A 22,537-nucleotide genomic window follows, 5' to 3' on the forward strand; every position below is an offset into this window, starting at 1 on the left:
CTCCTTTCCTTTGGGCCAATAGAAGAGCAATGAAATGGAAAATCTATCTTACGTTTTAACGAACAGGCATATTGGGGTATCTGGTACCTTTTGCCTGAAAAATTTAAGCTAGCTTTGAAAGCCATAGTTTTAAAATTTAAAGGTTAAAATTTGATTAGTTAACCGCTGGGCTACAGCGTTGATAAACCAAATATCAGGCCAATTGCCAGAGACTGCGCTCATTACCAAACGCTAAGAAAAATCCTAAAAAAGAAAAATAAATGTTTAGACGGCATTAAAATGGATTTAAACTAATCATACAGGCTAATATGATTGTTTATTTTTTTCACCAATACCTAACTTAAACATACAGTTTTTGTAAACCTGAGTATATAAAATGATACAGTTTAGGGGTTAGGGTAAACCATTATTACGAACTAAAGTTTTTGGTACTTTTTTGTTTAGCAAGCATTATTCGAGCCCCATCCTCATCCCTGCCCGTTCACTCAAGCATGCGCCTGCAGGCCTTACACTATAGCACCAATCTGCTATGTCGCTCAGGTTGCAGGGTATACCGCACAGCTTTAAGTTAACTAAACCCGATAGCAGCGAACACAATCCCAGTTTTTCATCGGAAGAGGCTTTCGGAACCGATTGGCACTGAACGCTGATTTTCAAACGCAAACAAGATTGGAGAGCTAAAGCCGGTTTACGGCTAACATCCCTTAATGTAAAAACCTGTAAGGTTTAGTGGTGAATTTCACCGCACTCTGTCACTGTGAATTTGTTTATGGATCTGTATTGCCATAACATGCTACCACAACCAATAGCTATCTGATCAGCAAGAGTATTACAATTAACCCTTTTGTTCTTTTTTATTAATTAAAAAGTAGACCGGCACGCCAAGCAAAACAATGATAAGTCCTGGCCAGGTATACTGTTGTTTGTAAATTAAAAGCAATATGCAGAATGCTGCACCGATTAATAAATAAATGATTGGCGTAATTGGGTATAACCAGGTTTTGTAAGGTCTTTCTATTGCAGGTTGTTTGATCCTTAAATAAATGACTCCGAAAACAGTGATCATGTAAAACAGCACGATAACAAAGGAAATCATATCTAAAAGATTACCGTATTGACCGCTTAAACATAAAACGGCTGCCCAAATGCCCTGCATCCATAGCGATCTTTCAGGAACGCCGTTTTTATTGTTCTTAAGGGCTGCCTTAAAAAACATGCCATCTTGTGCCATAGTTTGAAACACCCTTGCTCCTGCCAATACGATTCCGTTAACGCAACCGAAAGTAGAAATCATCACCAGCAATGCGATGATCACGGTACCCGCGCCACTGCCGAAAATCTGCTCTGAAGCAGCAACCGCAACCCGGTCATTAAGCGCAAAAGCAATACTATCTCTGTTTAAAGTATTGAGGTAAACAAAATTCACCAATAAATAAAGAATCATTACGGCCGATGTACCTAAAACCATTGAACGCACTACATTTTTTTTAGGGTTTTCGATTTCTCCGGAAACGAAAGTTACGTTTTCCCAGGCCACACTCGAAAATACCGAACCCACCATGGCTGCTGCAATTCCGCCCATTATGGTCATTCCGGAAATAGATTCCCATTCAGATTTTAGGAAATTACCACTCGGATCTGTTTTAAGATTATTGAAAGCATTCCAGCTAAAGCCCATATTTCCGTCCCAAAAACTGTCTTTCACCAAAAGAAAACCTAACATAATCAGGCCGATTAAGGCAACGATTTTAGAACCGGTAAAAATATTCTGCAGTATCTTACCGCCCTCAACGCCTTTTGTATTGATATAAGTTAAAAGCAAAATCACACCAATGGCTAAAATCTGGATCCAGGTAATTTTATAACCACCGCTTTGAAAAATTGGAGCAGCATCGTTTAAAGCCGGGATCAGGTAGGCCGTAAATTTACCAAAAGCCACTGCAACAGCAGCGATAGTACCCGTCTGGATTACGGTAAAAAGGCCCCAACCATACAGGAAACCCATCATTTTACCAAAAATTTCTTTCAGATAAGTGTATTGCCCGCCCGCTTTAGGAAACATAGAGGAAAGTTCACCATAAGAAATTGCAGCTGCCACTGTCATAATACCAGTGATGATCCATACCACAATTAACCAATAACCAGAACCTAAATTCCTCATGATATCAGCACTTACAATAAAGATACCGCTCCCGATCATCGAACCCATTACCAGCATCGTAGCATCAAAAAGGCTTAACTTTCTTTTAGCAGATCCTTCTTCTTTTTCCATTTTCATTTTTTAGTTTGGTTTTAGTTGGTGGCTAATTTATTTAAAAAAAAGAAAATAGGTGCGCTTGGCCTGTATTATTTTAATTGAACAAAATTTTATTTAAGATGGCCATGAAAATTTAATCACAAGAAGAATATTTTATTAACTTGCTAAGTATAAGTCCGGAGTATGAAGTCTGAAGTCCGCAGTAAATTACCAAACTGGCTAGCTGCAGAGTTTAGAGCGGCGTATTTAGTGTAGATAAAACAGCTTAAACAATTAACAGATTCAAACAGTTAATCCATTAAATAACCACTAACCAAATATAAAAACCGATTATTAACTATGAACTTTTTACAAAACAATTTAATTTACTGTATTCCGGCGCTGGGCCTTGTTGGCATTATCGTGATGATCATTAAAAGTGCCTGGGTGAACAAACAAGATGCAGGTGACCAGAACATGCAGGAACTTGCGGGCCACATAGCCGATGGAGCCATGGCGTTCTTAAAAGCTGAATGGAGGGTATTGAGTATTTTTGCTGTTTTTACAGCAGCACTCCTGGCTTATTCGGGAACGATTACCGAAATCAAAGGTGTCCCGATGCATTCAAGCTGGATTATCGCTATCTCTTTCATTATTGGAGCAGTATTTTCTGCCACCGCAGGTTATATTGGTATGAAATCGGCTACCAAAGCTAATGTGAGAACCACACAGGCAGCCAGAAAAAGCTTAAAACAAGCCTTAAAAGTATCGTTTACCGGAGGAACGGTAATGGGTTTGGGCGTTGCCGGACTGGCTGTGTTAGGTTTAGGTGGCTTGTTTATTGTGTTTCTGAAGCATTTTAATGTTGTTTCGGTTAACAGCGTTGAAATGAAAACCGCAATAGAGGTTTTAACCGGATTTTCTTTGGGTGCCGAATCCATTGCCCTATTTGCCCGTGTAGGCGGCGGCATCTATACGAAAGCTGCCGATGTTGGTGCCGATTTAGTGGGTAAGGTAGAGGCTGGTATTCCTGAAGATGATGTGCGCAACCCTGCCACCATTGCCGATAACGTGGGAGATAATGTGGGTGATGTTGCCGGGATGGGTGCCGATTTATTCGGTTCGTATGTAGCCACCATCCTGGCAACCATGGTGTTGGGACAGGAAATTAACGTAACTGATAATTTTGGAGGAATGTCTCCTATTCTTCTACCTATGGTCATCTGCGGGCTGGGCATTATATTTTCGATTATCGGCACCTGGTTCGTCACCATTAAAGATGAAAAATCGAATGTACAAAATGCATTGAACCTGGGTAACTGGTCGTCTATTGTGATTACGGCAGTCGCTTCATTTTTTATTGTGAAATGGATGTTGCCTGAAACGCTTAATCTACGTGGATACGAATTTTCGAGCATCAACGTATTTTATGCCATTATAGTCGGTTTGGTAGTGGGTACCATTATGAGTATTGTCACCGAATATTTTACGGCAATGGGCAAAGGACCTGTAAATTCCATTATTCAACAATCTTCAACCGGGCACGCCACCAATATTATTGCAGGTTTATCTGTAGGGATGAAATCTACCGTAATTCCTATTCTGGTATTGGCCGGAGGAATTATGGCATCCTATCATTTTGCAGGTTTATACGGTGTTGCTATTGCCGCAGCAGGAATGATGGCTACTACAGCCATGCAGTTGGCCATTGATGCTTTCGGACCGATTGCCGATAATGCCGGTGGTATTGCTGAAATGAGCCAGTTACCACCCGAAGTACGCGAACGTACTGATAATTTAGATGCGGTAGGCAATACCACCGCAGCCACCGGAAAAGGTTTTGCCATTGCTTCCGCTGCGCTTACCTCATTAGCCTTATTTGCTGCCTTTGTGGGTATTGCCGGTATTACTGCCATTGATATTTATAAAGCACCTGTTCTGGCCGGTTTATTTGTAGGCGGGATGATCCCTTTTATCTTTTCTGCTTTATGTATCCAGGCGGTTGGCAAAGCCGCAATGGACATGGTGCAGGAAGTGCGCCGCCAGTTTCGTGAAATACCCGGTATTATGGAATACAAAGCCAAACCCGAATACGAAAAATGTGTGGCTATTTCGACCAAAGCCTCCATCCGTGAAATGATGATGCCGGGCGCGATTGCTTTGGTTACGCCGGTAATTGTGGGCTTCATGTTCGGACCTGAAGTTTTAGGCGGTTTATTGGCTGGCGTTACCGTAACGGGCGTATTAATGGGCATTTTCCAGAGTAATGCCGGTGGTGCATGGGATAATGCCAAAAAATCTTTCGAACAGGGTGTAATGATTAATGGAGAAATGCACTACAAAAAATCAGAACCGCATAAAGCATCTGTAACAGGAGATACCGTTGGTGATCCTTTTAAAGATACTTCCGGGCCTTCGATGAATATTTTAATCAAATTGATGTCTATTGTTTCACTGGTTATTGCTCCTTACATCGCAGTTAAAGCAATTGCAGGCGAACACAAACAGGAAGTTCGGAAAGAAATCAAAATTGAACAAAAAACCGATGCTTTGGGCAACATAAAAACAGATACTTTAATAAATATGACTGATACTTTAGGCGATTAGTTGTAAAAACATCGAGATAAACACTAATAAAAGGGATTTTAACAGAATCTCTTTTTCTTTTTGGTAATTTTTATTTAGGTTTACTGCTTATTATCATAAAATCAACAAACATAAAAGACTAAACAACTTATGAATCTAAAAAAGCCTATTGATGTGCTTATAGCAGAATCTGCTGAAAGCGGTGAAGGCACACTGAAGCGGACACTGAGCAGTACAAGCCTTGTCGCGTTGGGCATTGGGGCTATTATTGGTGCAGGCTTATTTTCTTTAACTGGTATTGCAGCTGCTGACCATGCTGGTCCTGCGGTAACTTTATCATTTGTATTAGCAGCCGTGGGCTGTGCTTTTGCCGGATTATGTTATGCAGAATTTGCATCAATGATCCCGGTGGCCGGAAGTGCTTATACCTATTCTTATGCGACCATGGGCGAGTTTATGGCATGGGTTATCGGCTGGGATCTTGTTCTGGAATATGCCTTGGGCGCCGCAACCGTGGGTGTTTCATGGTCTGGATACTTTAATAAACTATTGCATGAGTTTGGACTCGAAATGCCTCTCTACCTAACAAAATCATTTGCAGAAGTAGATGGAGGAGGGATTAACCTACCTGCCGTAGTAATTGTTTCCTTACTTTCACTAATGTTAATACGCGGTACCAAAGAATCTGCGAGCCTTAACAACATTTTGGTAATTGTAAAAGTAGCTGTGGTAATTATTTTCATTGCCTTGGGCTGGAAATTCATTAACCCAGCTAACCACACGCCTTATATCCCTGCAAACACAGGTGTTAAAGGAGAATTTGGTATTTCAGGTATTGCAGCAGGTGCAGCACTGGTATTTTTCGCATTTATCGGTTTTGACGCTGTTTCTACAGCCGCCCAGGAAGCTAAAAATCCTCAAAAAGGCATGCCGATCGGCATATTAGGTTCATTGGTGGTTTGTACAATATTATACGTATTGTTTGCACACGTAATGACAGGTTTGGTGCCTTATACTGTTTTCAAAGGTGATGCTTCTCCTGCCGCAACAGCTTTTAAAGTAACAGGTTACAGCTGGTTGCAAATGGGCTTAATCATCGCTATTTTAGCAGGCTATACCTCAGTGATATTAGTGATGTTAATGGGCCAGTCAAGGGTGTTCTATACCATGTCTAAAGATGGATTGTTGCCAAAATTTTTCAGTACCATCCATTCTAAATTCAGAACACCTTTCAAAACCAATATTTTCTTTATGCTTTTTGTAAGCATCTTTGCAGGTTTTGTTCCGGTTACCGATTTAGGTCATATGGTTTCTATTGGTACCTTGTTTGCATTCTCTTTAGTATGTATTGGTGTAATGTTATTACGCAAAACGGATCCTGACAGGCCACGTCCTTTCAGAACGCCGTTAGTTCCTTTTGTACCGATTATGGGAATTATTGTATGCGTTTATTTAATGTCATCACTTCCACTGGAAGCCTGGATCAGGTTAGCCATCTGGATGGGATTGGGTGTGACAATTTATTTCTTGTACGGTAAAAAGAATTCGGTTCTTGGAAATAGCGGAAGAATTGTAAAACCAGTGGATCCTCCTAAACCAGAATTGTAGTTTTAAAACAATATGTTTTATTAAGCCCCGATTATAAAGTCGGGGCTTTTTTTATGTTAAATAATTGTTAATAAAGTTACCTTTGCAAAAAACTGACAAAATGTACCGCAATTCGGCCAAAATTAAAAGCATTTATTTTTCATTAACTGCTTTTTTACTATTTATTTCCACTTTAGGGCATGCACAAAGGACAATTAACGATGTGATGGATTCTACCACGGTAAATCATTTACTCATCATATCCAAAAAATACGGTTCATTGTCATTCAGTGGATATTTGCAACCTCAATTTCAGGTTGCACAATCAAACGGCGCGCAGGCAGAATACCAGGGTGGGAATTTTGGTGAATTTACCAATAACAGGTTCAGATTGAGGAGGGGCCGCTTAAGGGCCGATTACATGATGTTAACAGAAGATGGATCTCCTTCTACCTATTTTGTGCTACAGTTTGATGGGACTGAACAGGGAGTTGCCATACGTGATTTCTGGGGCCGTTATTATGAAAACAAATGGAAAATATTAGCGGTAACGCTTGGCCTTTCAGGCCGCCCCTTCGGGAACGAACTGCAATTGTCCTCATCTGTCAGGGAAGCGCCGGAGCGTGGACGAATGTCGCAGATTTTAATGAAAACGGAACGTGATCTGGGTGTGACGTTCACCCTAAATCCAAGATGGAAAGACGCTGCACTTAAAAATCTGGTATTTGATTTTGGCATTTACAATGGACAAGGCCTGGCTGGTCCGGCTGAGTTCGACAACAGTAAGGATTTTATCTTCAGATTAAGCCATAAAACTTATGCATTTGATAAATTCACCATCGCGGGTGGCATCAGCACACTGCAAGGCGGCTTAAACCATCGTTTACCTGTTAGCTATAAAATGAACAGGATCAACGATCAATGGAGAATGGTTAAAGATTCTTCTGCCTCAACAGTAAACCAAGTTGCGCCACGGAGATATTACGGTGCAGATATTCAGTTGGCCACAAAAACCAAAAGCTGGAAATCGGAACTTAGGGCAGAAGTAATCTCAGGCTTGCAAACCGGCACTTCAACCAGCTCTACTACTCCAGGCTCGTATCCTGTAGACAATAAATCGCTGGCCTTGCCCTATTATACCAGAACATTCAACGGTGCTTATTTTACCTTTGTACAAACATTGAATAGTACTGATAACCAGCTCATTTTAAAATACGACTGGTATGACCCCAATGCCAAAGTTAAAGGCATGGACATTTTGGCCGATAAGGGACTCTCGGCCGCCGACGTTCGTTTTGATACTTTTGGTTTTGGCTTTTTACATCATTTTAACCCACACTTTAAAGCAGTATTGTATTACGACATTGTTAGAAATGAATCCACTCAGCTTTCGGGTTACACTGCTGATAGAAAAGATAATGTGCTTACCTTGCGTACGCAATTCTATTTCTAATAAATGATGTTGCCATTGAGGATTTGATACAAATTCCGCTACCTTTGCTTAAAATTGCTCTGCTATGAAATCTGATTTTATGACGTTCAACTTAAGCCAGATCCTATCGACAACGATGGTGCTCTTTGCGATTATCGATATTTTAGGTGCCATTCCGGTAGTAATCGAATTACGTAGAAAAGCGGGGCATATCGAATCGGAAAAAGCATCGCTGGTAGCCACAGGTTTAATGATCCTTTTTTTATTTGTTGGCGAATCGCTATTAAAAGTTATCGGTTTGGATGTTGAATCTTTTGCTATTGCAGGCTCATTCGTAATCTTTTTTATCGCCATGGAAATGGTATTGGGATTAACCATTTTTAAGGAAGAAGCACCCGAAACAGTATCTATAGTGCCATTGGCTTTTCCTTTAATTGCCGGAGCAGGAACAATGACCACTTTGCTTTCGTTAAAAACAGAATATCATACCCAGAATATTTTAGTGGGAATTATACTGAATATGTTGTTTGTTTACTTTGTACTGAAAAATACCAACAGGCTTGAAAAACTGTTTGGCAAATCTGGTCTGAATATTTTACGCAAAGCCTTTGGGGTAATTTTATTGGCTATTGCCATTAAATTGTTCAGGAACAATACAGGTCTTTAGGAACCCCAGGCTAAGCCCTCATTTCTGAAACTTCCCGATTTTTCATCGGTAGTGAAATGAAGAAATCTATAAAACCACTTTAGTTCTACATTGATACTTTTAAATATTATTGTTGTTTTTTTTGGAAAGCAGGTACAACACTTTTGTGTCTTTGCAGCCCCGCCCTTCGTTTCAAATCCTCGCCCTCGTACCTCAGGCTGTGGGTTTTTCACTTCGGTCAGGTTTAGGTGGCAAGGCGGTAGCGCTATTAAAGGTTTAATCCGGATGCAAAAACAGGCCTTTGTTCAATAAACCCGACAAAGCGGTTAGCCCGGAGTGTAGTGTAGCGGAACGAGGACTATAAGCGATGGCGGGAGTAGAGAAGCGATGAAAAGCAGAACGCTCGTTTCATAATAAAAATCATTTAAAATCATAAAGAAAACGTCATTTCCTTTACTTAACCCAATAAAATGACGATCTACCTGGTATAAATGACAATCCACCCACCAATTTGTAACAATAATTTCGTATATTGATTTAAACATAAAGCGTACATCATGAACAGCTTTGAAGAATATACCTTAATTATCGGAGCAATAGCCGTTTTAATCGAAGCGGTTAAATACTTCAAAAAGAATTTCAAATCGTGGTTTGAACATACTTAAATTGTAGTCATCTCGACTGAAGCGTAGCGAAATGCCTGCCCGTACAGGCGGGGAGAGATCTGCCGAATTAAATTTCTCGGCTGCGTTGCACTTCGCTCGAAATGACGATTTTTCGAAGAAAGATAAATTGAATGCGGCTTAAAAAGCACCCTGATCTTAAAACCCTCAATCCTGATTAATCCTGTCGTTTAATCAACCTGGCCACAAACATGGTATCGGCATTATTTTCGTAGCCTTTTATCAATTCCATCTTTTCCAGTTCCAGTGGCAAGGTATCGGTCAAATGCTGTACAACAGCTTCATTTTCTGCAGCAAAAGCAGAGCAGGTAATATAAATCAACGCTTTGCCAGGTTTAAGGTATTTCACTACGTTCTGAGCAATTCCTTTCTGTATGGCTGTAAACTGATTAATTTTGCGTTCTTCAAAAAAAGTAAGCATTTCAGGTGTTCTTCCCCATGTTCCCGAACCTGTACAAGGTGCATCTAAAATAATTCCGTCAAATTGATAATGGTGTAAAACCTGATCGTTGTTCTGCAAAAGATCAAGTTCTTTTTTGTGGTATTTTTTTATTCCTGCCAGGCGAAAACGCTCATCCAAATTTAAGAGCACGCTCTCCCGCAAGTCGGAAACCAAAAGTTCAATTACCGGTTCAAAACTGTGCAGCAGTAAAGTCTTTCCGCCCGAGGCTGCACAGCAATCCCACCATTTATCCCATTTATTTGGCTTAAAGTACAAACCAGTATGTTGTGAAGATAAATCCTGAACCTGATAACTTCCTTCTTTTAAAATAGTTTCAAGCTTGGTTCCATTGGGCAAGGCCAGGGCAGTATCAGTAATGGCTTTAACAGTTATGTTTTCAGCTTTCAGCTTGGCAATAATGGCTGCTGAATCTTCAGCTTTCACCCGGATGAACAGATCGGGCTGTTTAAAAAACGAGGTAAAAAATGGTTCTTTATCAATGCCGCCTGAAAGTGCAACATGAAAAGGATAAATCTGTTCCACATCAAAATCAGGATATTTAGCTTTGATCAGCGCTAATTTTTCTTCGAGCGACTCCGTGATGCTTTCCTTTAAACCGGGCAGGTTCTTTTCTACTAACAGGCTTATCGTATCGTGACATAGAAAATCTGCAATACTCAACCGCTCTTCGGCAGGTAGTGACGGTAAAGCCTTACCTAATCTAAAAAAACTGTAGATATATCGTGTTGCCCATCGCCTGTCAGATGAGCCCATTTGCTTATGCTGTTTAAAATAGGCCGGCAGAAAGCGATGTAAGGGCATGCTACCATCATAACTATTTAAAATCTGTTCAAAGGCTCTTAACTGATGATCTGCTCTCATGCGATAATTAAAATGGAAGAAAATTATAGATTACTCAACTGGGCTTAACGCGAAGTTTTTATACTTCAATAACATTAAACTGGTATTAATATAGCCCGATTTTTCATCACGGATAAATGAAAAATTATTATGCAGCCCTTTGTATTTATCTTTTACGATATAATTCCTGTAATCTTCGCCATAGGTTGCCAGCAACCTGCCGAAATAATAGCCGACATCAAAACCTTTAAAAGCAAACTCCCCAAGCTCAAAACCATATCTATAGCGATACTTTTTGATAAAAGTAATCACATTAGGGTTTTTATAGTCAATTTTATAAGAAGAACTGATGATGGTATTCAAACCCTGCAGCTTATCTGCCGGGTAATTTTGTTTTACCCAATTTGGATGACCAAAAAGCGAGATATTATACCCACCCGTTTTAAGATGTTTTAATTTATACAGTTTTTCAATGGTAGGCAGCACAAAAGCACGGTCTGAAGAGGACAGCACCACTGCATATTGTTTGCCTTTGATCATCCTGGTTTCAAAAGCATAGGCTGAGGCATATTCCTGAACAACAAATTTACTATTGGCCCGAAGATAATTTCTTATGGGCGCTGCAAAAGCTTCATCTTCCGTTTTTTTGGGGTTGATGAATATCACTATCGTATTGGCAGGATTGTAATTTTTAGCAATATAAGTAGCTATTTTTTTCCCATGTAGCCCAATATTATTTACAATGGATACCAGATTTGGATTATTGAATTCTGTGGGTTCTGATGCAGCTAAAGGAGATACAATAATGGCATCATTTTCTTTGGCATAATTAGAAATAAACTTTAATCCATCAGGAAAAACAGGACCAATAATCAAATTGCTTTGCTTAAAACGTTCATTCTTATATAAGAGCGCGATATGGGCATTGTCATCCTCTGTATCGAAAACATTTAGTTTAAAATTCAAACCCAGGGCCGCAGCAGAATCCAACCCCAATTTAAAGCCCTGATAAAAATCGATAGGCATGGCATACTTTTCGATCTCGGCCTTTGTAGCTGTTTTTAAATTGAGCTGATCCAGTTTAAAAGGAACCAGCAGCGAAACGCTTGCCTGCGAAAATTTTTTGATTGGCTTTTTGTCAACAGGTTTTTCTTTTTCAACCGGTTTACCCGTTTCAGGTTTAGGTGTTCTGATTTTAGGCGAGCAGGCGCCCAAAACTATCATAAACAAAATCAGCAACCCATAAACCTTCTTTAAATTCATATCTATCGTTTTTAACAAAATATGCTAGCAAAGTTTATTCCACCTTGCTAGCATAAGCCCATTATTTATGTTGTATGGAATAAAAACTCCAAACTAAAAAGTCACAACTCCAAACCGGAATTATTCCCACTCAATAGTTGCCGGTGGTTTAGAGCTGATATCATAAACCACTCTATTGATTCCCTTAACTTTGTTGATGATTTCGTTTGAGATTTTAGCCAATACCGGATAAGGCAGGTGGCACCAATCTGCGGTCATGCCATCAAGTGATTCTACCGCTCTTAAAGCAATTACATTTTCGTAGGTACGTTCATCGCCCATCACCCCTACCGATCTTACGGGTAAAAAGATCGCTCCAGCCTGCCATACTTTATCGTATAAACCAGCTTCTTTCAAATTATCGATATAAATTTTATCTGCATCTTGTAAAATCGCCACTTTTTCAGGGGTAACTTCTCCGATGATTCGAATGCCCAAGCCCGGCCCTGGAAAAGGATGGCGCCCTAAAATAAACGATTCTAAACCTAATGCAGTACCTACTCTCCTTACTTCATCTTTAAACAAAGTTTTAAGTGGTTCTACTACTTTAAGTTTCATAAAATCTGGCAAACCACCCACATTATGGTGCGATTTAATGGTTGCAGATGGACCTTTGACCGATACGGATTCGATAATATCAGGATAGATGGTACCTTGAGCCAGCCATTTTACATCCTGGATCAGGTGGGATTCCTCATCAAAAACCTCGATAAATACACGGCCAATAATTTTACGCTTTGTTTCAGGATCTTCTACGCCCGCTAACTGACCCAAAAATTTATCTTTCGCATCAACGCCCTTAATATTTAAGCCAAAATCTTTATACTGCTCTAAAACACTTTCATATTCGTTTTTGCGCAATAAACCATTATCTACAAATATACAGTGCAGGTTTGTACCAATGGCCTTATGCAAAAGCACCGCGGCAACACTGCTATCCACCCCCCCCGACAGGGCCAGAACCACTTTGTCATCACCTACAGTAGCTTTAATATCGGCTATGGTGGTTTCAACAAAAGCAGCTGAAGTCCAATCCTGGCTACATCCGCAGATATCTACCAGGAAATTTTCTAAAAGAATTTTTCCGTCAATACTGTGTGTAACCTCAGGGTGAAACTGAATGGCATAAGTATCAGAATCTTTAATGTGATAGGCTGCAACCCTCACGCTATCAGTACTGGCAATCAACTCAAAGTTTTCAGGGATATTGGTAATGGTATCGCCATGGCTCATCCAAACCTGCGAACCGATATTAATCCCTTTAAATAATTTGTTTTCCTGATTTACAAAATTCAGGTTAGCACGGCCATATTCACGTGTTGAAGATGGCTGAACGGAACCGCCTGAGTGTTGTGCAATGTATTGTGCGCCATAACAAACCGCCAGTAATGGATATTTTAAATGGTATTTTGATAAATCAATCTGAGGAGCATCTTCCTGGCGAACGGAATATGGACTGCCAGAGAAGATAACACCTTTTACATCGGGCGTAACCTCAGGAAGATTGTTGTATGGATATATTTCACAGTAAATATTTAGTTCGCGAACCCTGCGGGCGATGAGTTGTGTAAATTGCGAACCAAAATCGACGATAATGATTTTTTCTTGCATCCGCAAAGGTACCAATTAGATACGAGATTTGAGAGGGGAGATTGGATATTTTTAGTGGAAAAGTCAGAAGCCGGCAGTCCGGAGTCCGAAGACAGTTTTCAATTTGCAGTTACTAATAAATCAGTAGTAATGAACCGATGAACAATAACTACCAAACAACCTTTAATCCTGCTGACCTGTATTTAATCATATCTTCGTCTCTACTGATTAAAATTATATCTTTTTGAATAGCTTGCCATATTAGCATCTTATCAAAAGGATCTCTATGCCAGTTTGCATTTAAATGATGGTAATTAGCCACATCATCAGGTAAAAGGGGCAAAAGTTCATAACCAGCCTCTATTGCGAGTTTAGGCAGAGCCTCTGGCATTATTCCCAAAATATCGAGCTTATTTATGGAATGTTTCAAAGATATTTCCCAAAAACTAATGGCACTCACTAAAATTGTATTTTTCTTATCCTTTAAAATTCCCATACAGGTATTTGAAAGCTTAGGTGAATACATGAGTGACCAAACTAGTACATGAGTATCTAAAAGGTAAATCATAAACCTAAGAATTCTTCTTCTGTAATCTTGAAATCATCTTTAAATACTATTTCTGCTTTTCCATCAAGCATACCTATTTTGCGCTCTTGATTAATTTCTTCCAAATCAGGAACGAAATAGCCAATAACTTCCTTCTTCCTTCCATAAGTTACAGCAATGCCAATACCCGCCTTAACATCTTCCAGTACTTCAGAAAAGTGAGCTTTAAATTCTCCTACCGACATTGTTTTCATAGCTAATAGTATTATAATCAAATATAAACAAAACTTGTCAAGTTGTCAAGATGAAGTTTATCGGATGTTGAATACTAAGGTTTCAGGCTATCATCCACCATTAACGTGATAGGAACTTTTAGTTTACAGTTGCCAGTGAAACTTCGGCACCGGATGATGAAACAAATCCAATAGCTGCCGAATCGGAAGTATATGGACGAAGTTGAAGTTAAAATTAATCAACTTAAGCAGTTTACCCGATTAACCTACTAAACCTTAAGACTCCATCAAAATCACCTCTACTCCAAACTTTCTTAAAAAATCAACTCCTTCATCACTTGGTAAACCTTTGTACGCCGCATAAGATTTAGAATAATATACCAGTTTGATCCCTGATGATAAGATCAGGCGGGCACAGGCAATACAAGGTGACAGCGTGGTATATAGTGTGCATCCTTCTATTTTTGATCCGTTTTTTGAAGCATACAAAATGGCATTTTCTTCGGCATGGAGGGCTAAAGAGCAACTTCCCTTGCTATCGCGGGCACAACCATGCTCTGGCCACTCCTCGTCGCAATTGTGCGTGCCGGCCGGCGGACCATTATAACCGATCGAGATAATGCGGGTATCTTTAGTTAAAACGGCACCAACCTGCGCACGCACACAGTGTGAGCGGGCAGCTAAATCGGTAGCCAGGTTCATAAATATCGAATCGAAACTTGGTTTATCTGTCATTTGTTAAAAATAAAAAGCCACAAAGAAGTCAATCTTTGTGGCTGCTAAAATACCGGAATAAAAATTAATGTCCGCCAGAAATTTTCTGGTCGAAATTAATTCCCTGTGATCTTAATATAGAAGCTACCCTCCAGGCATAAAATGCCAGGTAAGCGAAACAAATAATACCTACTATATAACTGTATTGAATGCCCGTGAATTCAGATACTAAACCTTGTAACCAGCTGATAATACCGCCCCCCATAATCATCATAATTAAAAAGCTACTTCCCTGGCTGGTATGTTTACCTAAACCGCTAACAGCTAAAGTAAAGATACACGGCCATAAAGTGCTGCAGAACAAACCGACACTGGTAATGGCATATACACTTGTCATACCAGTAGTAAACATACCGATTAATAAAGCAGTAATCCCAATAGCAGAGAAAATCAATAACATTCTGGCTGGATTACCTTTACTGGCCATATCGGCTAAAATCAGCACCAAAATAATAGCTGCATAAACGTAAAAAGGAGCCAGATCATGTTTTGCAATGGCGTTCACCACCAGGAAAATACCAAAGGCCAGATAAGGTGCAATAAAACGTAATATTTTTTGCGTGCTTACCTTATCAGTAAAAGCTTCCACAGCACCTGTCCAGCGACCGATCATCATACTAGCCCAGTATAATGAGATATAAGGTGCAATATCTTTGATTTCAAAACCTAAATCCTTCTCCATATAGGCAGGTAAGTTACTCGCTGTCGAAACCTCAACACCCACATAAACGAAAATGGCTATCATACCCAAAACCAGTTGCGGATAGTTTAATGCTGATCCCTTAATCGATTTAGTATCATCTGCCGAAGCTTCCACCAAAGCAGGTCGATCAGGTAATGATGACATTTTTAAGAAAACGGCAACGGCTATAAAAGCCACTCCTAAAATTAAATAAGGAATTTTAACGCTTTCAACACTAATGTTGGTATTTGCACTCGCCGCCGAACCAAAAATGGCAAAACTTACAATAAGCGGCCCGATGGTTGTACCAAAGTTATTGATACCACCTGCAAGTGTTAAACGCTGTGAGCCTGTTTTGATCGGTCCTAAAGCAATGGCTAGCGGATTGGCAACCGTTTGTTGTAAAGAGAAACCCAGAGCCACGATAAACAAGCCTGAAAGCATTAATGGGAACGAGTGTAAATTGGCTGCCGGATAAAAAAGTAAGGTTCCGGCTGCTGAAATAACTAAACCCAGTGCCAAGGAATTTTTATACCCGAGTTTATTTACAATATCTTTCCCTATAATAACTGAAATGAGGTTATAAATTAGCGCTCCTACCGTATAAGCGATGTAAAATGCCAATGAAACCAGCTGACTTTCGGCCTGCGATAAATCAAATGCTTTTTTAAATACCGGGATGAGAATGTCGTTACTGGCGGCCACAAAGCCCCAAAAGAAGAATACAGTGACCAGTGGAATAAACTGCGCCCACTTAGTTTGCGTTTGTTCTGAATTCATATTATAAATCTAGTTTTAGTGGGGCTAAACATAAATAAAAAAAACTAATAACCAGTATTTTTTATGCAACCTGTGCAACAAAAATAAATGTTACATGTTTAGGTATAAAATTGCATATTCGCATATTCTTAACAATAAAATGCATGTTTGAAGCCATATTACTAGGTATAGGAGCAGGGATTATTTCATCGTTTTTAACAGGGCCTGTATTTTTTGCAATGATCAAAACCAGCATAGAAAGGGGCTTCAAAGCGGGTTTCTCTTTAGCGATAGGCGTCATACTCAGTGATATTATTCTGATTGCCCTGGTACTTTTTGGTAGCCAGTTTGTTGATTATAAAGCAGAATTTGATAAATATATAGGCACTGTTGGCGGCGTGTTCCTGCTTGCAGTTGGTATCTATTACCTGGTATCCAAAATCGCCGTACATTACGACAGCACCACGCTACAAAAAGTGAGCAAAAGAGGATACGTCCTCAAGGGTTTTTTAATGTGTATCCTCACTCCTTCTACGCTCATGTTCTGGATTATTGTAAGCGGTATAATCTCGGTTAAGCTGAACAACATGCTTAATGAAAAACTGGTCTGCTTTTTTATTGCCATGGCCACCCAACTCAGTATTGATGGTGCTAAAAGTTTTTATTCCAGCAAGCTCCGTTACAAAATAAAAGAAGATGCGCTTAAAAAGCTGAATAAAATTGCCGGTGTAGTGATCATCTTTTTCGCTTTCTGGCTCATCATTAAAACCTACCTGAAGTTTTACGCATAAAACATAAATATTGCCTTGTTTTCTTTGATCCTTAGTTTTATAGTTTTTTTTGAAAAGCAATGCCAGTGCTGCTATTAAATGTGCGTCCTGCCAATGCTGCAAGTCCTCGCCCGGTGAAAAACCAGGCTCCGGGCTTTCCGCGAATGTCAGGTTTAGGCAGGAAAATGCACCAAGATAAACGGAATCCAACCTCACAAGTATTCTAAATATGCTTTGTGTCTTCGCTGTAAAAATCTCATGGAAGATTCATTTCGAATAGAGTGAAACGGAAGCGGGAATTCTAAAGGGTAAGATCTCTCCATTTTGTAGCAGGCGAAAAGCCCGATGGCTTCAGTCGAAATGACGCCCGAATTGGATTCTGTTATTGATAGCAACGCTCAATGCCCTCCCTCTCTGTGCAAACTCGGTGGTAAAAAGCAAAAATAGCCCATATCATCGATATGAGCTATTCTTTATTTAGAAATTTTTTTCAGCAACACAGCTTTTAATAAGCTCTTTGATTGTTTCCTTCTTTCCAGTTTACGAAAGCTTTGTTAACCACTTTGTTTCCACCCGGCGTTGGGTAATTTCCGGAGAAATACCAATCGCCCTTGTTTTTCGGACAGGCTTCGTGCAGATTCTCTAAGCTTTGATAGATTACTTCAACTTCTGCAACAGTACCTTTTGGAGTGATAATCTGTGCAATTTTGGCCGAAATTTCTTCCGGGGTAAAAGGCTTGTAAATATCTTTAACATGGTTTACAATCTCCTCTTTAGGCAATAATAACGAAGCTTTACATTTGGTATATACATCTTCAATTACCTGCCACATGCCACGTTCGGTAAGCAATTGTATAGCTGCATCAAAAGCCACAAACTGCCCCATGCGGCTCATATCAATACCATAACAGTCAGGATAACGGATCTGAGGTGCAGAAGAAACGATGATAATTTTCTTAGGATGTAAACGGTCTACAATTTTAATGATACTCTGCTTTAAGGTCGTACCGCGTACAATCGAGTCATCAAGTGCAACCAAAGTATCCTGGTGGTTATTGATAATACCGTAGGTAGTATCGTAAACGTGTGCCACCATTTCACTACGATCAGCATCCTGGGTAATGAATGTCCGTAATTTTACATCTTTTACAGCCAGTTTTTCAACCCTTGGTGCCAGCGACAATAAATCATCTAACTGCCCATCTGTTAACTGCTCTTTTTTATGCAACAACGTTTCTTTCTGTAGATTCCGTACATAACGCTGAACGCCATCAACCATTCCAAAGAAAGCAACCTCTGCAGTATTCGGAATAAAAGAGAAAACGGTATTTTTCAGATCGTAATTAACCGCCTGAAGAATTTTATCACTCAGTAACCGGCCAAGCTGCTTACGTTCGCGGTAGATTTCAACATCACTTCCTTTTGAGAAATAAATCCTTTCAAATGAGCATGATAATCTTTCAGTAGGCTCGCGGAACTGCTCCATGCTTACCTCACCATTTTTCTTGATAATTAAAGCATGACCTGGATCGATCTCCCTGACATCTTTAAACTGAATATTAAATGCGGTTTGTAAAGCTGGTCTTTCAGAAGCTGCCACCACAATCTCATCGTCATAATAATAATAGGCCGGACGGATACCTGCCGGATCGCGCATAATAAACGAATCGCCGTTACCCACCATTCCACAGATCGAATAACCACCATCCCAGGTTTTGGCCGAGCGGCGAAGAATATTGGCGATATCCAGGTTATCAGATATTTTATGGGTAATGGCTACGTTATCGTGCCCTTCTTTTTTATACTGATCAAAAAGCTCCTGATTTTCATCATCCAGAAAGTGACCAATTTTTTCCAGTACGGTTACCGTATCCGCTTTTTCCTTTGGATGCTGTCCTAACTCGTACAATTGCTCCAATAACTCATCCACATTCGTCATGTTAAAGTTACCGGCAATGACCAGGTTGCGGGTCATCCAGTTATTCTGTCTTAAAAACGGATGACAATTTTCGATACTGTTCTTACCATGTGTACCATAACGCAAATGGCCCAATAAAACTTCGCCAATAAAGCTGACATTGTTTTTGAGCCATTCTGTATCCTGCATTAACTCAGGGGTGTTTTCCTGGATATCAACAAATTTGTTCTGTACATATTCGAAAATATCGGCTACCGCGTTAGAGGCCATGCTCCGGTATCGGCTAATGTACCTGCTGCCAGGCTTCATATCCAGTTTAATGGTGGCAATACCTGCGCCATCCTGGCCCCGGTTATGCTGTTTTTCCATTAAAAGGTATAATTTGTTAAGGCCGTAAAGTGCTGTACCGTACTTTTGCTGGTAGTAAGAAAGTGGTTTTAACAGGCGAATAAAAGCGATTCCGCATTCGTGTTTTATCTGATCACTCATTATATGGATTTGAAGCCGCAAAGTTATCTTTTTAAACATTCAGAACCTAAACAAAAGTGTTTTCTTTTGTGATGATGAGTTTTATCTGACAGATGATAAAACCAGACCATCACTGCAGTTCCGGAGTTAAAACCTGTATGATTAATTAGAATAATTCTAAATAACTTGCAAAAGAAAGTTAAAATTAACACTTTTGCATCATTATTAAGATTTAGTCTAAATTGAAAAAACTATACACATCCTTATTATTCTTCTTTATTTGTTACACTTCGCTGGCGCAAATTGAGAATGTGGTTACCGGAAAAGTGGTTGACGTAAATAACCAGCCTATCCCTACCGCAAATATTAGAATTGTAGAAACAAATCAATACGGAACTACTACCCGGGATGGGTCTTTTAAATTCAGCCTAAGCAATTTAACCAATACGACTATAACCTTCGAATTTTCTTTTATTGGCTATAAGCGCTTAACAAAAGAAATTAAAATTTTGGACGGTGATGTTAATCTGGGTAACGTCGTTTTACAAGAATTAAATTTAAGCTTAGAAACCATTGATATTAATGCAAAACGCAATTATGAAGGTCAATCGAATTCTTCGTTAATGATCTCCAGAGATATTATTGAGCAAACCCCAGCCTTAAGTCTAAGCGACTTACTGAACCAGATACCGAACAGAAAAATTGTGGCCCCATCTCTACAGCGCGTGCAGAGCATTAACCTTCGGTCTACATTTGAACCCACCACCAATCAAAGAGGACAATTTGAGCTCAGCAATGCCTTTGGTGTAGCCATTATTGTTGATGGCAATGCCATTAGCAACAATATGAATATGCAGAGTTACAATCCGGGTATGCTTGGTGCTGGCAACTCATTGTTGTCATCTGAAGGATATGGACTAAATGGTTCGAGAGGAACAGCTTATTCAGGTGATTATGCTTTTGGCGGGACCGATTTAAGGCAGATTCCGGTTGATAATATTGAAAGTATAGAGGTCATTTCGGGTGTTGCCCCCGCCAGATATGGAGATTTAAGTGACGGCGCAGTTATTGTGGAAAGGCAGGCTGGAAAGGCACCAGGCTATGTGCGCATGCAGCTCCGAAATGATGCCACTTCTTACGGTTATTCGCAGGGTTTTAAAATTTCACCTAAAGCAGGTTCAGTAAATGTTGGATTAAACTATGTAAATTCTTTTGCCGATAACCGTGATAAACTTAAAGCCTATAAAAGGATCAATACCAATTTAATGTATTCGAACACTTTTGGCCGGGAAGCCAGGTTAAAAAACACCTTAAGCCTTGATTATGGCAAAAATCTGGACGGCGTAAAAAGTGACCCGGATGATATTAAAAAAGCACTCATGAGGTTCGACAGCTGGAATTTCAGTGTAAGCAACAGAAGTTCATACCGTATAAATAATAACTTTCTTAAAAACATTTCAATTAACTTACGCTATTCAGAAGGCCATCAGGTAACATATAAAGAAGAATTTAAAAACGAGCCTTATGTAATTGTTTCAGATGCCACGTCAACCGGAATATTCGAAGGTGCTTACGTAAGGGGAATTTATACGGCCCAAACCCTGATTGATGGCAGGCCTGTTAATGCTTCGGCAAAACTTGATTTGAATGGCGATTTCAAAACTGGAAACGTTACACATTTTTTAAATTTTGGAGCGGGTTATGATTATGGTGCCAATAAGGGTATGGGACAGGTACTCGATCCTAACAGACCAAGGTCTGGAACGGCCATTACCACAACCTCCTTAACACCATCTCGTTCTGAAAGGTACTACGATTTTAACCTGGCAGTACCCCAAAACAATGTTGGTTTATATGCTGAAGACATGTTTAAACTCCCGCTATTTAAAAAGGAATTGAATGTAAGAGCAGGTTTGAGGTATGACGTTCAAAATGCTTTGCCATCATTTTCGCCAAGGCTTAACTTAAATTATGCGCTCAGCAAATCGGTGAAGATTGGTTTGGCATATGGGCTTTCCTTTAAATCGCCGGCGCTGGCGCAACGTTTTCCAGGACCAACTTATTATGAAATTCCTTTAGTCAATTCATACAACAATAGCAGTGCCTTAGAAAGCACTTACCTGGTCTATGTAAACCGTTACGATCATCATTCAGAAAACCTGGAATCAGCTCACAGTCAAACCATCGAACTCAGCTCACAGGTTAACATTAAAGGTTTCAACCTTTCAATCAGTTTGTTTAGTAAACTGTCCAGAAATGGGATCGGTACTATTGCTACACCCGTTATTGTAACATTGCCCACCTACAACGTGGTTCCGCAACCCGGTCAGAAACCACTAATTACCGAAACCGGAACCAGGAATTATTATTTTGTTTACCACAGATTTGATAACGACCTAAGCGCTGACAACCAGGGACTTGAACTGATTTTGAATACACCGAAAATTAAAGCTATCGCTACTTCTTTTAACCTCAGTGGTGGAATTTTTAGGACTAATTACCAAACCAACAGCGCGAGATTGGGTAACACCTACGATCAAACCATCACACGCGATGATTATGCAAAAGTTGGCTTTTATGAACCACTTAAAAGAATTTCATACTTAAGTAATGGCCGTATCAGTTCTGCAACACATATTCCGAAGATCAGCCTTATGATTAATTTTATAGCAGACTTCTCCATTGCTCAAAAATCAATTGAATCGCCTAATTCGGGTATTCCATTTGCCTATATCACCAATAACGGCAGGTATGTTACCATCACCAACTTTGACGCCAAAAACCCTGATTACGGGCATTTATTTAAACCATTATCAGAAATAAGTAAAGACAATGTGCCAAAAATTGTTCCGAATTTCCATTTGTCTATTTCAAAGGAAATCAAGAAAAGGCTGAGATTCTCCTTCAATGTATTTAATGTTTTCAATTATCAGCCTTATTATATCAGCTCATCCGGCACATACACGTATCCCAATTCTGCTCCATCGTTTGGCGCAGAAATATCCTTAAAACTTTAATTTT

Annotated in this window: 15 protein-coding genes; 6 read left to right on the forward strand and 9 right to left on the reverse strand. The window is 39.7% G+C overall.

Annotated features, from left to right (window positions below; genetic code table 11):
• Positions 1–835: 835 nt before the first annotated feature.
• The gene (locus tag ACK1I8_RS12945; protein WP_412465790.1) at positions 836–2,272 is read right to left on the reverse strand and encodes an APC family permease; all 1,437 of its coding nucleotides are present in this window, start codon (positions 2,270–2,272) and stop codon (positions 836–838) included.
• A gap of 324 nt (positions 2,273–2,596) precedes the next feature.
• Between ACK1I8_RS12945 and ACK1I8_RS12950 the strand changes: the two genes are divergently transcribed.
• From ACK1I8_RS12950 to ACK1I8_RS12965, 4 genes are all read left to right on the forward strand, one after another.
• The gene (locus tag ACK1I8_RS12950) at positions 2,597–4,843 is read left to right on the forward strand and encodes a sodium-translocating pyrophosphatase (RefSeq protein ID WP_412465791.1); all 2,247 of its coding nucleotides are present in this window, start codon (positions 2,597–2,599) and stop codon (positions 4,841–4,843) included.
• A 129-nt stretch (positions 4,844–4,972) separates the two neighbouring features.
• Complete coding sequence (locus ACK1I8_RS12955) at positions 4,973–6,430, forward strand: amino acid permease (protein ID WP_412465792.1); 1,458 nt, start codon at positions 4,973–4,975, stop codon at positions 6,428–6,430.
• An 82-nt stretch (positions 6,431–6,512) separates the two neighbouring features.
• Entirely contained in the window at positions 6,513–7,862 is a 1,350-nt protein-coding gene (locus tag ACK1I8_RS12960) for a porin (protein ID WP_412465793.1), read from the forward strand.
• 79 nt (positions 7,863–7,941) lie between these two features.
• Positions 7,942–8,508, forward strand: a complete 567-nt coding sequence (locus tag ACK1I8_RS12965; RefSeq protein WP_029274105.1) for a MarC family protein — start codon at positions 7,942–7,944, stop codon at positions 8,506–8,508.
• Positions 8,509–9,327: 819 nt separating this feature from the next.
• On the opposite strand, the gene ACK1I8_RS12970 is transcribed toward ACK1I8_RS12965, so the two are convergent.
• The 7 genes from ACK1I8_RS12970 to ACK1I8_RS13000 form a co-directional block, all read right to left on the reverse strand.
• Positions 9,328–10,494 (reverse strand): RsmB/NOP family class I SAM-dependent RNA methyltransferase, encoded by a 1,167-nt coding sequence (locus tag ACK1I8_RS12970; RefSeq protein WP_412465794.1) that lies wholly within the window; start codon positions 10,492–10,494, stop codon positions 9,328–9,330.
• A 30-nt stretch (positions 10,495–10,524) separates the two neighbouring features.
• Positions 10,525–11,736 (reverse strand): ABC transporter substrate-binding protein, encoded by a 1,212-nt coding sequence (locus ACK1I8_RS12975; protein WP_412465795.1) that lies wholly within the window; start codon positions 11,734–11,736, stop codon positions 10,525–10,527.
• A gap of 120 nt (positions 11,737–11,856) precedes the next feature.
• Positions 11,857–13,386 carry a glutamine-hydrolyzing GMP synthase gene (guaA, locus tag ACK1I8_RS12980; protein ID WP_412465796.1) on the reverse strand — a complete coding sequence of 510 codons (1,530 nt, stop codon included), beginning with the start codon at positions 13,384–13,386 and terminating at the stop codon, positions 11,857–11,859.
• Positions 13,387–13,534: 148 nt separating this feature from the next.
• Entirely contained in the window at positions 13,535–13,933 is a 399-nt protein-coding gene (locus ACK1I8_RS12985) for a type II toxin-antitoxin system VapC family toxin (RefSeq protein WP_412465797.1), read from the reverse strand.
• Positions 13,930–14,157 (reverse strand): prevent-host-death protein, encoded by a 228-nt coding sequence (locus ACK1I8_RS12990; RefSeq protein ID WP_412465798.1) that lies wholly within the window; start codon positions 14,155–14,157, stop codon positions 13,930–13,932. Before ACK1I8_RS12990 ends, ACK1I8_RS12985 begins: the two co-directional genes overlap by 4 nt.
• Positions 14,158–14,421: 264 nt before the next feature.
• Entirely contained in the window at positions 14,422–14,880 is a 459-nt protein-coding gene (locus ACK1I8_RS12995; protein ID WP_412465799.1) for a deoxycytidylate deaminase, read from the reverse strand.
• 64 nt (positions 14,881–14,944) lie between these two features.
• Positions 14,945–16,381, reverse strand: a complete 1,437-nt coding sequence (locus ACK1I8_RS13000; RefSeq protein WP_412465800.1) for an MFS transporter — start codon at positions 16,379–16,381, stop codon at positions 14,945–14,947.
• A gap of 143 nt (positions 16,382–16,524) precedes the next feature.
• On the opposite strand from ACK1I8_RS13000, the gene ACK1I8_RS13005 reads away from it, so the two are divergent.
• The gene (locus ACK1I8_RS13005) at positions 16,525–17,151 is read left to right on the forward strand and encodes a LysE family translocator (RefSeq protein ID WP_412465801.1); all 627 of its coding nucleotides are present in this window, start codon (positions 16,525–16,527) and stop codon (positions 17,149–17,151) included.
• Between the two features lie 484 nt (positions 17,152–17,635).
• Here the strand turns inward: ACK1I8_RS13005 and ACK1I8_RS13010 are convergent, their stop codons facing one another.
• The gene (locus ACK1I8_RS13010) at positions 17,636–19,537 is read right to left on the reverse strand and encodes an amidophosphoribosyltransferase (RefSeq protein WP_412465802.1); all 1,902 of its coding nucleotides are present in this window, start codon (positions 19,535–19,537) and stop codon (positions 17,636–17,638) included.
• Positions 19,538–19,758: 221 nt separating this feature from the next.
• On the opposite strand from ACK1I8_RS13010, the gene ACK1I8_RS13015 reads away from it, so the two are divergent.
• Entirely contained in the window at positions 19,759–22,533 is a 2,775-nt protein-coding gene (locus ACK1I8_RS13015) for a carboxypeptidase-like regulatory domain-containing protein (protein ID WP_412465803.1), read from the forward strand.
• Positions 22,534–22,537: the final 4 nt, after the last annotated feature.

Origin of the sequence: Pedobacter sp. KLB.chiD (assembly GCF_047040275.1) — a bacterium.
GTDB lineage: Bacteria > Bacteroidota > Bacteroidia > Sphingobacteriales > Sphingobacteriaceae > Pedobacter.

Bases quoted from the DNA above. Each gene is read 5' to 3' on its own strand.
- ACK1I8_RS12995 (WP_412465799.1), bottom strand. From the start codon at position 14,880: ATGACAGATAAACCAAGTTTCGATTCGATATTTATGAACCTGGCTACC.
- ACK1I8_RS12945 (WP_412465790.1), bottom strand. From the start codon at position 2,272: ATGGAAAAAGAAGAAGGATCTGCTAAAAGAAAGTTAAGCCTTTTTGAT.
- ACK1I8_RS12990 (WP_412465798.1), bottom strand. From the start codon at position 14,157: ATGTCGGTAGGAGAATTTAAAGCTCACTTTTCTGAAGTACTGGAAGAT.
- ACK1I8_RS12955 (WP_412465792.1), top strand. From the start codon at position 4,973: ATGAATCTAAAAAAGCCTATTGATGTGCTTATAGCAGAATCTGCTGAA.
- guaA (WP_412465796.1), bottom strand. From the start codon at position 13,386: ATGCAAGAAAAAATCATTATCGTCGATTTTGGTTCGCAATTTACACAA.
- ACK1I8_RS13010 (WP_412465802.1), bottom strand. From the start codon at position 19,537: ATGAGTGATCAGATAAAACACGAATGCGGAATCGCTTTTATTCGCCTG.
- ACK1I8_RS12975 (WP_412465795.1), bottom strand. From the start codon at position 11,736: ATGAATTTAAAGAAGGTTTATGGGTTGCTGATTTTGTTTATGATAGTT.
- ACK1I8_RS12965 (WP_029274105.1), top strand. From the start codon at position 7,942: ATGACGTTCAACTTAAGCCAGATCCTATCGACAACGATGGTGCTCTTT.
- ACK1I8_RS12985 (WP_412465797.1), bottom strand. From the start codon at position 13,933: ATGATTTACCTTTTAGATACTCATGTACTAGTTTGGTCACTCATGTAT.
- ACK1I8_RS13005 (WP_412465801.1), top strand. From the start codon at position 16,525: ATGTTTGAAGCCATATTACTAGGTATAGGAGCAGGGATTATTTCATCG.
- ACK1I8_RS12950 (WP_412465791.1), top strand. From the start codon at position 2,597: ATGAACTTTTTACAAAACAATTTAATTTACTGTATTCCGGCGCTGGGC.
- ACK1I8_RS12970 (WP_412465794.1), bottom strand. From the start codon at position 10,494: ATGAGAGCAGATCATCAGTTAAGAGCCTTTGAACAGATTTTAAATAGT.
- ACK1I8_RS13000 (WP_412465800.1), bottom strand. From the start codon at position 16,381: ATGAATTCAGAACAAACGCAAACTAAGTGGGCGCAGTTTATTCCACTG.